Here is an 11,825-nt window from a genome sequence, read left to right as displayed (position 1 = left end):
GGCTACCGAGATCAGGCGCTGGGTCCCACCACCAGCAGATCTCCTACATCGCAGTCGAGCGCATCACAGATCGCCCGGAGCGTTGAATAGCGGATGGCTCTGGCTCGATCGTTCTTCAGCACGGACAGGTTGACGATGCTGACGCCCACGAGGGAGCTGAGCCGCGTCAGGGTCATGCCACGCTGCTCGAGGAGCTCGTCGAGCCGGCAATGAATGCCGGAGTCCTCATCGGGAACCGCGCGCATCAGACGAGCCCGTCGGAGTCTCTTTGCAACTTCTGCCCGTATCGAAATACCGCGGCTACGGCGAACAGGGCCAGGCCCACCCAGATCGGCCAGAAATCCAGAGTCCATTCGTGGCCTGCCATCGGCAGCCCGATGACCTGACGAATGTCAGTCCAGTCGATCTCGGCTGTGTCCAGACTCCACCCGGTTGCCCTGAGTACCTGAGAGGAGGCGAGGCCGCCCGCGACAGCATCACACACCTGCCAGCTAAGGCCGCCGACGATGATCGAGGTCGCGGTCAGGTTGATGCCGCGGGTCAGCGCCGGACGGAACGGATCCAGCCTGATGATGCTCGTGCAGAGCATAACAACAACGACAGCGATCACAACGTTCGTCGCTCCCTGAAGCGCGTCGCCGGCTGCCAGCCAGACGCGGGTGGCAGTGTCCAGCCCTGCCACGGTCACCACAGCGTGGTCGAACCCTCCACCCACAACGTCGGCGGTCGTCCCCGTGACCTCAACCGTGTTCGGCAGGCTGGGCCAGAATGGCTTGACGGGCAGCCGCACACTCACAGCGTCGCTGAGTAGCCGTTGCAGGGCATCGGCTACAGTTCCGAACACCGTCACCACCGCATAGAGGATCGCGATGATTCTGGTGACCCGCACCGCCTTGGTGGGGCCGACATCGGTGCCCGGTCGAGATTCCGATCGACGTTCGATTACCACGACGGTCGCTATGGTGCCGAGCACGAGTAAGACGAGGAGAGCAGTCCACCAGGTTAGAGCCGCCATCAGCGTGTCATTTCAGAGTTCTTCGTGTCGTGTTGAATCATCATCATGCTGGACCCTTACGCCATAACGCTTGTCGATACATAACGATAAACGATAACATGATTGAGACAGCGCGAAATGCGCCCCGAGCGATGACCAAGCATGCTGCCCAGTGTCGAGCAGTGGTGCACCGGGCGCTCGGAGCGCCGCGCGGCAGCGCGAGGGACTCTATGCTCGCCGTCTCCTTGTTTCTGCCTTGTGCATAGCTTCTGGTACTTTCGAAAATTTGGTCGATAACTCGCACTAGGACCGGGTCGGGGAGGTTCTTTCTTTGAGAAAGTTTGCACTCAATTTCAGGTTTTTTCATAATGCACCGGACGGGTCTGCGCCCGGTGAGGCCTTGGCGCACGGGCGGACCCGCCGATATCGACAATGCTGTGCTGCTCTGCAACGCCGAGCGTGTGAGTATCGAGACCTCCGGCTCGGACATCACCATGCGAGACGGACGGCCCGGGGTCTGCGGCCCCTCGTGTTCGACCCCACCCAAACCTGGCGCCCCGCCGACCAAAACCGCGCCGCCACCCCTGCCGAAAAACCCAACTGGGAAAAGTAGGCGCCCGCCCCACGTGTACGACGCCGAGACCGCGCCACGTCGTGCACGTGGAGGTCTCGGCAAGATCGACTAGCGCGGATGTAGATTGTGGCGCCTCGACCACGGTGAGTGCCGCTTGCACGAGCGCATTCCGTAGCTGCTACCTGGCGGTTGGCCGCATCGATCGCGTGCAGCGTCGTGGAATGAGCCTGTCGCAGACCAGGACGGCTGACACCCCCACGGCATAGGCGAGGAGATCCACGGGCGCAAACGTCGTGCCGAGAATGAGTCTGGCCGGCGGAAAGACATCGGCCAGGGCAGCCGGCCCTGGGGATAGTTGGGCTGCCTCGATCGTCACGCAAACCAAGTAGGCGACCGTTGCACTGACCTGAGGTCGAAAGCGTGGAGCGATGAACGAAACGGCCAGGTAGGTCAGCACCGCGTACAGAGCGTCGGCAGCGAAAACACCGACCGGTCCATTGTTGGTGAAATGAACCGTCAACCCTATGCCCGTGATGACAGCGCCGGAAGCCAGGAGGCTCCGTCTGCTCCTCGACGCGGGTCTCGTCCCACGCGAATACGGGGATTCCGAGCGTTCCATCCCTTGAGGATAGGGGACCGTCCCGCGGCACGGTCCGGAGGCAACCGCCCGCTGCGCGAGGCTCGATAAACTGAGCGGATGGCTAACCGCATCAATCCGAGCATTCTCGCCGCCGATTTCGTCAACATGGAGAACGAGCTCGGCCGCATCCGCTCCGCCGACCTCGTGCACGTCGACATCATGGACAATCACTTTGTTCCAAACCTCACCTTCGGGCTGGGAATGGTCGAACGCCTGCAGCAGGTATCGCCGTTGCCGCTGGACATCCACTTGATGATCGACGATCCCGAGCGGTGGGCGCCCGGCTACGCTGAGGCCGGGGCCTACTCGGTCACCTTCCACGCCGAGGCCACGACCGAGCCCGTCGCTCTGGCCCGTCGCCTGCGGCAGATGGGCGCGCGCGCCGGCATCGCCCTGAAACCGGGTACCGATGTCGCGCCGTATCTCGAACTGCTTTCCGAATTCGACCAGGTGCTGGTGATGACTGTAGAACCCGGATTCGGCGGCCAGAGCTTCATGGAATCGACCATGCCGAAGCTGGTTCAGTTGCGCACAGCAGTACAAAAGACCGGCCTCGACGTCTGGTTGCAGGTGGACGGCGGCATTACCGCACAGACCATCGAGATCGCAGCTTTGGCTGGCGCCGACACTTTCGTGGCTGGTTCCAGCGTGTTCGGGGCCGAGAATCCGGCCGCCCAGATCGGCCTGCTGCGGGAGCGCGCGGCTAGTCACCGTCACGGGGCGGGTAACCTAGAGTCGTGAAAACTTTCGATGACCTTTTCGTAGAACTGAGCGACAAGGCCCGCAACCGCCCCGAGGGCTCCGGCACCGTGCGTGAACTCGATGCCGGCGTGCACGCCATTGGCAAGAAAATTGTTGAGGAAGCCGCCGAAGTCTGGATGGCTGCCGAGTTTCAAAGCGACGACGAAACCTCCGCTGAAATCTCCCAGCTGCTCTACCACCTGCAGGTCATGATGATCGCCAAGGGCCTCTCTCCGGCCGACATCTACCGACATTTGTGATCCACACCAGCGTGCGCCGCTGGCACTAATTCACTAAATAGTCGTGTGAAAAAAACCAAGAGAGTATCCCCATGCTAAGAATTGCCGTGCCCAACAAGGGCTCGTTGTCTGAAACCGCCGCGCAGATGCTTGCTGAAGCCGGCTATACCGGCCGCCGCGACCCACGCGACCTTGTCACCGCCGACCCGCACAACGGCGTCGAATTTTTCTACCTTCGCCCCCGCGACATCGCCACCTACGTCGGTTCCGGCGCCCTCGACGTGGGCATCACCGGACGCGACCTGCTGCTCGACTCGCACTCGAAAGCCGTGGAGATCGCCAGCCTCGACTTTGGAGACTCGACCTTTCGCTTTGCCGGGCCGGCCGGTCGCTTCACCGAGCTGGCAGACCTCGACGGCCTGCGTGTCGCCACGAGCTACCCGGGTTTGGTCGAACGCTTCCTCGCCACGCACTCGGTGACCGTCGATCTGGTTGAACTCGATGGCGCGGTCGAATCGGCGGTTCAGCTCGGGGTAGCGGATGCTGTCGCCGACGTCGTCTCCACCGGGACGACCCTGCGCAAAGCCGGCCTCGAAATCTTCGGACCGGTCATCCTCGAGTCCACGGCCGTTCTCATCAGCTCCACCAACGACAAGGCCGGAATCGACACCCTGCTCCGCCGTCTCCAGGGCGTGCTCGTGGCCCGCCAGTACGTGCTCCTCGACTACGACATCCCCGTTGCCCTGCTCGATGCGGCCGCAGCGCTCGCGCCCGGCATCGAATCGCCGACGGTTTCCTCCCTTCACGACCCGGAGTGGGCCGCCGTGCGGGTCATGATCGGCCGTGGTGACATGAACAACGTGATGGATGCCCTCTACGCCCTCGGGGCCCGGGCCATTCTCATCACCACCATCCACAACGCCCGTTTATAACCCGGCCCGTTTATAACCCGGTGAGAGGAGAACTCGCATGAGTTTGAGTGTGCGCGTCATTCCCTGCCTTGACGTGGCCAACGGTCGTGTCGTCAAGGGCGTCAACTTTCAGAATCTGCGTGACGCCGGCGACCCGGTGGAACTGGCGCGACGCTACTACGAGCAGGGTGCCGACGAACTGACCTTTCTCGACGTCACGGCCACGGTGGACAATCGCTCAACGACCTATGACGTGGTGCGCGCCACCGCTGAGCAAGTGTTCATTCCGTTGACGGTCGGCGGCGGCATCCGCAGCGTCGAAGACGTCTCCCGGCTGCAGGCGAGCGGTGCCGACAAGGTCGGCGTCAACAGCGCGGCCATTGCCCGGCCCGCCCTCATCGCTGAAATCGCCGACCGGTTCGGTGCTCAGGTTCTCGTGTTGAGCCTCGACGTGAAACGGTCCGAACGCACCGAGAGCGGTTTCGTCGTCACCACGCACGGTGGTCGCACGGAGACCGACCTGGATGCCGTGGCCTGGGCCCGGCGGGCGATCGAGCTCGGTGCCGGAGAACTCCTGGTCAACTCGATCGACGCCGACGGTACCAAGGCCGGTTTCGATACCGACCTGATCGCGCTCATGCGCACGAATAGTCGGGTTCCGGTGATCGCCTCCGGTGGCGCCGGGCGGGTAGAGGACTTCCCGCCGGCGATCCGAGCCGGAGCGGATGCCGTTCTCGCGGCATCTGTTTTTCACAACCAATTATTGACCATAGGCGACGTCAAGCGTGAGCTCGCCGACGCCGGAATGCTGGTGCGCTGATGACCAACGAACTGCTGACCGATCAGCTGGACGCCGCTGTATTCAGTGACAACGGGCTGCTGCCCGCCGTCATCCAGCAGTGGGACACCCACGAAGTTCTCATGCTCGGGTGGATGAACCGGGAAGCGCTGCGCCGCACCCTCACCGAGGGACGCGTCACCTTCTGGTCGCGCAGCCGGCAGGAATTCTGGCGAAAGGGCGACACCTCTGGCCACGCCCAGTATGTGCAGTCCGCCGCCTTCGACTGCGATAGCGACACCCTGCTCGTGCAGGTCGACCAGGTTGGAGGGGCGTGTCACACCGGCACGCATACCTGCTTCGACGGGCGCGATTTGGGCGCGACTACCATGAATAGGCCGACGGAATGAGTGAAGATATCCCAGTCGCAACCGGTTCCCGTACCGCCGGGTCGACAACGCGCAATCAGTTTGACGCGTTGACCGGGGAGCACCGGGTAATCCCGGTGATCCGTGAACTATTCGCCGACGGTGAGACCCCTGTTGGCATCTATCGCAAGCTCGCCGAGGGGTTGCCGGGCAGCTTTTTGCTGGAGTCCGCTGAACAGGGCGGCATCTGGTCTCGGTTCTCCTTTATCGGTGTCTCCTCGTTCGGAGTGCTCACCCAACAGGGCGACGACACCCGTTGGATCGACTATGGGCTCTCCGCCGAGCGTGCGCTCGGTTCCGCAGCCGATCTCGGACCGCTCGACGCCCTGGCCTACTTGTTCGAACGCTGGCAGACGCCGCGGCTGCCCGAGCACCCTCCGCTCACGGGCGGATTGGTCGGCTTCATCGGCTGGGAGGCGATTCGCCAGATCGAACGCCTGCCGCACCAGCCGCCGGCCGACTACGACGTGCCAGGCCAGTCCTTCAGCTTCGTCGCCGACCTCGTCGTCCTCGACCACAAGTACGGAACCGTACAGCTCATCGCCAACGTGCTCAACGACGGTGCCGACACCCCCGAAAAGCTCTGGGCTGACGCGAGAACGCGCCTGGATTCACTGCAAACCCGACTCGCCGCCCCCGGAGAAGCCTGGCTGGCCGAGGTTGACCTCGAGGCGCCGAGCACGCCGCTCCACCGCACCACGCGAGACGATTTTCTCGCCGCCGTCAATGTCGGCAAAGAGCACATCCTCGACGGCGATGTGTTTCAGGTCGTCATCTCCCAGCGTTTCGATCAGGTCTGCACCGCAGACCCCATCGACGTCTACCGGGTGCTGCGCAGCCTCAACCCGAGCCCATACATGTACCTGCTGAGCCTGGAAACGCCGGGGGGCGACCCGTACTGGATCGTTGGGTCCTCGCCCGAAGCGCTCGTCAAGGTACAAGACCAACGCGTCTTCACCCACCCGATCGCCGGCTCGAAACCCCGTGGCACCACACCGGATGCCGACGCGGACTACGCGATCGAGCTCGCCGAAGACCCCAAGGAACGTGCCGAGCACCTCATGCTCGTCGATCTCGCCCGCAACGACCTGCTCAAGGTCTGCGCGGCCGGGTCGGTCGAAGTGACCGAATTCATGCGCATCGAACGGTTCAGTCACATCATGCACTTGGTGTCATCGGTCGAGGGCAACCTGGTTCCCGGCAAGACCGCGATCGACGTCTTCCGTGCCACGTTCCCGGCCGGCACCCTGTCGGGCGCGCCGAAACCGCGGGCGCTCGAGATCATCGACGCCCTCGAACCAGCCCAGCGTGGCGTGTACGGGGGAGTGGTGGGCTACTTCGGCTTCGCTGGCGACGCCGACCTGGCTATCGCCATCCGTACCGCCACCATCAAGGACGGCATCGCCCGGGTGCAGGCCGGCGGCGGTGTCGTCACCGATTCCGATCCGGCTTCCGAGTATCAGGAGTCGCAGAACAAAGCGGCAGCGCCCCTGCGCGCCGTCGCTATCGCCAACGCGATGCGGCGAGTGTTCTAGTGAGCAAACGGATGTCTCCGCGTCGCCTCAAACTCGTGCTCATTCTCGCCATTTTGGGCGCGAGCGCCCTGGCAATGCTGGCCTGGACGCAGGTTTGGGTGCACGCTGAAGTGGGGCTGCCCGACGCTGGCACCCAGGTGCTTCAAATCGACGGAGCCATCGCCGCGCCGGCACTGACTGCCCTGGCACTCTCCGGGTTCGCCCTCGCCGCGGCACTCACCATCGCGGGGCGGCTCATTCGAGTCGTGCTCGGTGCGCTCGAGGTTCTTCTCGGATTCTCGGTGTTTCTCGCCGCATACCTTGCAGTCGAGGACCCCTCTCAGGCCAGTGCCGCTGCGGTCACCGCCGCGACCGGAGTTGCCGGGCACGAGTCCATTCAGCTGAGCGTTCTCGGCACGGTGGTCACCGCGTGGCCGTTCGTCGCAATGGGCGCCGCAGTCATTATGGCGGCGACCGGTGTGATCGTCATCATGACGAGCGCACGCTGGCCGGGGCCGACCCGTAAATACCAGGGCGTGCGTTTTGAACCGGTAGCCGCTCCCGACGGTTCCCCGAAAGCTTCGCCCGTGACCGATGATGTGTCAGCCGAGCCCGCAGCGGCCGACTCCGTCGGCGACTGGGACGATCTCAGTCGCGGCGAAGACCCGACCGCTCGTTAGGGACGTGCTGTCGCTCCGCTAGACTTGATCTGCTTGTCAACGCATACAGGCTTACGCATTTACGAGGAGAACCATGAGCATCGATCTCTCAGATCCCGGACACGGCCACTCCCCGGCGGCCTGGATCGCGGTCATCATCATGCTGGCTGCCTTCACCATCGGCACCACAGCTTTCTTCTTCAATCTGGTCTGGCTCGTCTGGGCCTCCTTCGGATTGCTTATTGCCGGGCTCATCGTCGGCTATGTACTCGGCAAAGTCGGCTACGGCGTCAGCGCCACGTCGACCGGCCACTAGCCGTCGGCGCTGAGACCTGGTGCTCCAAGAACTTCTCGCCGGCGCGCTCTTTGACGCCGAACAGCGCCTCCTCACTCGCCCGCTGGCGAGCGTGGAGACTGCGGCGCGCGCCCACGCGCCCGCCCTCGATGCCTTGGCAGCCCTGGCCCCCACTGACCGGGTCAAGATCCTCGCAGAAATCAAGCGGGCCAGCCCGAGCCGTGGCGCCCTGGCGTCCATCACCGATCCGGCAGCCCTGGCAGTCTCCTATGAAACCGGTGGGGCAAGTGCTATCAGCGTACTCACCGAGGGTCGCCGTTTTCACGGCTCGATGACCGACCTCGAGCAGGTGCGGGCTGCAGTGAGCATTCCCCTTCTGCGTAAGGACTTCATCGGCACGCCGTACCAGGTGTTCGAGGCCCGCGCTGCGGGTGCCGATCTGGTGTTACTCATCGTCGCCGCCCTCGATCAGGCCACGCTGCTCTCGCTGCACGAGCTCATCCACGAGCTCGGCATGACCGCCCTGGTCGAAACGCACAGTGGCGACGAAGTCAGTCGCGCTCTCGACATCGGAGCGAGCCTGATCGGGGTCAACGCACGCGACCTGTCCACCTTTGAGCTCGATCCGAACCTCTTTGGCACTCTCGCCGGCACAATTCCATCCGGCGTCATCCGGGTTGCCGAATCCGCCGTCAAGACTGCCGCCGATGTCGCGCACTACCGTGGCGCCGGCGCCGATGTCGTCCTGGTCGGCGAAGCGCTCGTCACGAGCGATCCCATCCGAACCCTCTCTGAGTTTTTGGCGGTTTAAATGTCTCTACGTACACAGCCCGGCCCCTATTTCGGTGACTTCGGCGGCAGGTTCGTGCCCGAATCCCTCGTGGCGGCGCTCGATGAATTGACCGCGGAATATGAACTCGCCAGGAACGACCCGGCTTTCGCTGCGGCCTTGACGAAGTTGCACATGAACTACAGCGGTCGTCCCTCTATCATCACCGAGGTGCCGCGGTTCGCCGAATACGCCGGTGGCGCCCGCATCATCCTCAAGCGTGAAGACCTCAACCACACCGGTTCGCACAAGATCAACAATGCCCTCGGCCAGGCCCTGCTCACCCAGCGCATCGGCAAGACCCGTGTGATCGCTGAAACCGGGGCCGGCCAGCATGGTGTGGCCACGGCCACCGTCGCGGCCCTGTTCGGGCTGGAGTGCGTCGTCTATATGGGAGAGGTCGACACCGAACGTCAAGCCCTCAACGTCGCCCGAATGCGCCTGCTCGGCGCCGAGGTCGTTCCGGTGAAAACCGGCTCGCGCACACTGAAGGACGCCATCAACGACGCCATGCGCGACTGGGTCGGCAACGTCGACACCACCAACTACATTTTCGGGACCGTGGCCGGACCGCATCCGTTCCCGGCCATGGTGCGTGACTTTCAGAAAATCATCGGTGAGGAGGCCCGCAAGCAGGTTCTCGATCTGACCGGCAGCCTGCCGGACGCGGTCACCGCCTGCGTTGGCGGCGGCTCCAACGCTATGGGGATCTTCGACGCCTTCCTCGACGACCCCGATGTTGCCCTGTTCGGCTATGAAGCAGCCGGCGACGGCGTCGAAACGCCCCGACATGCGGCGACCATCACGAAGGGTCGCCCCGGTGTGCTGCACGGCGCCCGCAGCATGCTGCTGCAGGACGAAGACGGTCAAACCGTTGATTCGCACTCCATTTCAGCGGGCCTCGACTACCCGGGAGTCGGACCGGAGCACGCCTGGCTTGCCAGCATCGGCCGGGCCACCTATCTACCGATCACCGACGACGAGGCAATGAGCGCCCTGCGGCTGCTGAGTCGCACCGAGGGCATCATCCCTGCGATCGAGTCGTCCCATGCCCTCGCCGGCACCCTCGAGCTTGGTCGCACACTCGGCCCGGAGGCAACCATCCTGGTCAACCTCAGCGGTCGCGGCGACAAGGACATGGAAACAGCCGGTCGGTACTTCGACCTGCTCGACGAAGGCGCGGAACAGTCATGACGACCCCCATCACCAGCGGCGCTGTGAGCACGGTCGAACACACCATCGCCCGGCGGCGCTCCGAGGGCGGGGGAGCCCTCATCGGCTACCTTCCGGTTGGTTTCCCCACGCTGAGCGACAGCATCGACGCTGCGGTGGCGCTTGTCGCCAACGGCGTCGACATTATCGAACTCGGCCTGCCCTACTCCGACCCGGTGATGGACGGCCCGGTGATCCAGGCCGCGACCCAACAGGCACTGGCCAACGGATTCAAGCTGCGCCACGGATTCGAGGCGATCCGGGCCATCACCGCGCAGGTCGATGCCCCTGTGCTGGTCATGACCTACTGGAACCCCGTCGTGCAGTACGGCGTTGAACGATTCGCCGACGACCTGCGCGCCGCTGGCGGTGCCGGTCTGATCACCCCAGACCTCATTCCCGACGAGGCTGACGTCTGGATGGCCGCAAGCGAACGCACCGGCCTCGACCGCGTCTTTTTGGCCGCACCGTCGTCGTCTGATGCCCGCCTGGTGCGAGCGATCGAGGCGAGCCGCGGTTTCGTGTACACCGTATCGACGATGGGAACTACCGGTGCTCGCGCCGGCGTGGACGCGGCCGCCCGTATTCTGGTGGAGCGCTTGCGCGCGGTCGGCTGCACCAGTGCGTGCGTCGGCCTGGGCATTTCCAACCCCGAGCAGGTGCGTGAAATTCTCGGCTACGCCGACGGCGCCATTGTCGGGTCAGCCCTCGTGAAAGCACTCGCCGACGGGGGAGTGCCAGCCGCCGCCCGTCTGGCTCTCGACCTTGCCGCCGGCGCTAACAATATTCGCCCGGCTTCAACCCCCCAGTAAATCCAGGCGCGCTCTACACTCAAGTGTTCGCGGCGATCGATTCGCCCCAGGTGACGTGAGTCACGATGAAAGGTAGTACCCCGGTGTCTTTGAATCTTCTGAGCGCGAGTATCCCAAGCCCTGAGTGGAGCTTCTTCGACCTCGGTCCGTTCCGCATCCACGCGTACGCGTTATGCATCCTCGCTGGAATCATTCTTGCGACGGTTATTACCTCACGCCGCCTCACCAAGCGCGGGGCGGAACCGGGTGTCGTACTGGACATCATTCTCTGGGCGGTCCCGCTCGGCATCGTCGGGGCGCGCATCTACCACGTACTCACCCACCCGGGGGACTACTTTTTTGAGGGCGCCGACCTGCTGCGCACCCTGTACATCTGGGAGGGCGGCAACGCCATCTTCGGATCATTGATCGGTGGCGCCGTCGGCGCCTATATCGGTTGCCGGATGACGGGCATCCGGTTTTGGACGTTCGCCGATGCCGTCGCGCCCGCGCTGCTCGTCGCGCAGGCCACCGGCCGGCTCGGCAACTGGTTCAACCACGAACTGTTCGGTCTGCCGACGACCCTGCCCTGGGGCCTTGAAATCGAACCAAGCAATGTTGCCTTCCCGGTCGGGCTGCCGTCCGGCACGCTGTTCCACCCGACTTTTCTCTACGAAATCATCTGGAATCTGCTCGGTGTGGCCGTCATCCTTTACCTCGAACGCAAATTCCGTCTGCGGTTCGGTCAGACCCTGGGCGCTTACCTCATCTGGTACGGACTGGGGCGCAGCTTTTTTGAGTCGATTCGCATCGACCCGAGCGAGATCTACTTCGGTATCCGAACTAACGTCTGGGCTGCCCTGGCAGCCATCGCACTCGGTCTGGTCATCATTCTCGTGCAGCGTCGCCGCCACCCGGGCCTTGAGTCCAGCCCGTATGTTTCCGGACGGGAATGGATTGCTCCTGACGCTGGGGTAGAATTCGAGGACAGCGATTCGGAACCAGAAGACAACATCACCGCGGATCAGAGCGATGATGCCGATCACCCCGAATCACCCGCGACCGCAGCCACAAGCACGAGCGCTTCGCGTCTGTAGTCTCACGTCTGCGCAATCCCAGCTGACATATCCGTAGCGGCGCCCGGTTACGGGCCCGGCCCGAACAGGGCGCCGCTACGGTTTCCTGCACACTTCACCATCGGGCCGACGTCGTCCCTTACA

Annotated in this window: 15 protein-coding genes; 12 read left to right on the top strand and 3 right to left on the bottom strand. The window is 63.9% G+C overall.

Translation table 11 applies throughout. The features are described from left to right. Positions 1-11: 11 nt before the first annotated feature. From CXY74_RS12875 to CXY74_RS12865, 3 genes are all read right to left on the bottom strand, one after another. The gene (locus tag CXY74_RS12875; RefSeq protein WP_104200782.1) at positions 12-245 is read right to left on the bottom strand and encodes a helix-turn-helix transcriptional regulator; all 234 of its coding nucleotides are present in this window, start codon (positions 243-245) and stop codon (positions 12-14) included. Further along, positions 245-1,015 (bottom strand): hypothetical protein, encoded by a 771-nt coding sequence (locus CXY74_RS12870; protein WP_104200781.1) that lies wholly within the window; start codon positions 1,013-1,015, stop codon positions 245-247. The genes CXY74_RS12875 and CXY74_RS12870 overlap by 1 nt, the downstream gene beginning before the upstream one ends. A gap of 731 nt (positions 1,016-1,746) precedes the next feature. Beyond that, positions 1,747-2,088 carry a DUF2809 domain-containing protein gene (locus tag CXY74_RS12865; protein ID WP_158252366.1) on the bottom strand — a complete coding sequence of 114 codons (342 nt, stop codon included), beginning with the start codon at positions 2,086-2,088 and terminating at the stop codon, positions 1,747-1,749. Positions 2,089-2,265: 177 nt separating this feature from the next. Here CXY74_RS12865 and rpe point away from each other — a divergent pair, with 177 nt between their 5' ends. The 12 genes from rpe (at position 2,266) to lgt (ending at position 11,702) form a co-directional block, all read left to right on the top strand. Then, the gene (rpe, locus tag CXY74_RS12860; protein WP_104200779.1) at positions 2,266-2,949 is read left to right on the top strand and encodes a ribulose-phosphate 3-epimerase; all 684 of its coding nucleotides are present in this window, start codon (positions 2,266-2,268) and stop codon (positions 2,947-2,949) included. Then, positions 2,946-3,209, top strand: a complete 264-nt coding sequence (locus CXY74_RS12855) for a phosphoribosyl-ATP diphosphatase (RefSeq protein WP_104139287.1) — start codon at positions 2,946-2,948, stop codon at positions 3,207-3,209. The genes rpe and CXY74_RS12855 overlap by 4 nt, the downstream gene beginning before the upstream one ends. A gap of 71 nt (positions 3,210-3,280) precedes the next feature. Next, positions 3,281-4,120 carry an ATP phosphoribosyltransferase gene (gene hisG / locus CXY74_RS12850; protein ID WP_104200778.1) on the top strand — a complete coding sequence of 280 codons (840 nt, stop codon included), beginning with the start codon at positions 3,281-3,283 and terminating at the stop codon, positions 4,118-4,120. Positions 4,121-4,157: 37 nt separating this feature from the next. Further along, entirely contained in the window at positions 4,158-4,919 is a 762-nt protein-coding gene (gene hisF, locus CXY74_RS12845) for an imidazole glycerol phosphate synthase subunit HisF (protein ID WP_104200777.1), read from the top strand. After that, complete coding sequence (gene hisI / locus CXY74_RS12840) at positions 4,919-5,287, top strand: phosphoribosyl-AMP cyclohydrolase (protein WP_104200776.1); 369 nt, start codon at positions 4,919-4,921, stop codon at positions 5,285-5,287. Before hisF ends, hisI begins: the two co-directional genes overlap by 1 nt. Beyond that, positions 5,284-6,840, top strand: coding sequence for an anthranilate synthase component I (locus tag CXY74_RS12835; RefSeq protein WP_104200775.1), 1,557 nt, complete (start codon positions 5,284-5,286; stop codon positions 6,838-6,840). Before hisI ends, CXY74_RS12835 begins: the two co-directional genes overlap by 4 nt. Before the next feature lie 11 nt (positions 6,841-6,851). Beyond that, complete coding sequence (locus tag CXY74_RS12830; RefSeq protein WP_146070140.1) at positions 6,852-7,499, top strand: Trp biosynthesis-associated membrane protein; 648 nt, start codon at positions 6,852-6,854, stop codon at positions 7,497-7,499. A gap of 73 nt (positions 7,500-7,572) precedes the next feature. Further along, entirely contained in the window at positions 7,573-7,794 is a 222-nt protein-coding gene (locus CXY74_RS12825; protein ID WP_104129063.1) for a DUF6704 family protein, read from the top strand. 19 nt (positions 7,795-7,813) lie between these two features. Then, entirely contained in the window at positions 7,814-8,584 is a 771-nt protein-coding gene (trpC, locus tag CXY74_RS12820; RefSeq protein WP_104200773.1) for an indole-3-glycerol phosphate synthase TrpC, read from the top strand. Further along, complete coding sequence (gene trpB / locus CXY74_RS12815; RefSeq protein ID WP_104200772.1) at positions 8,585-9,796, top strand: tryptophan synthase subunit beta; 1,212 nt, start codon at positions 8,585-8,587, stop codon at positions 9,794-9,796. Next, positions 9,793-10,626 (top strand): tryptophan synthase subunit alpha, encoded by an 834-nt coding sequence (trpA, locus tag CXY74_RS12810; RefSeq protein ID WP_104200771.1) that lies wholly within the window; start codon positions 9,793-9,795, stop codon positions 10,624-10,626. Before trpB ends, trpA begins: the two co-directional genes overlap by 4 nt. A 65-nt stretch (positions 10,627-10,691) precedes the next feature. Beyond that, complete coding sequence (gene lgt / locus CXY74_RS12805; protein ID WP_104200770.1) at positions 10,692-11,702, top strand: prolipoprotein diacylglyceryl transferase; 1,011 nt, start codon at positions 10,692-10,694, stop codon at positions 11,700-11,702. Positions 11,703-11,825: the final 123 nt, after the last annotated feature.

This window comes from Cryobacterium sp. Y29 (genome assembly GCF_002929825.1).
In the GTDB taxonomy this organism is placed as follows: Bacteria; Actinomycetota; Actinomycetes; order Actinomycetales; family Microbacteriaceae; genus Cryobacterium.
Note: the sequence above shows the minus strand (reverse complement) of the source record. Positions and strands in the feature narration are given on the sequence as shown.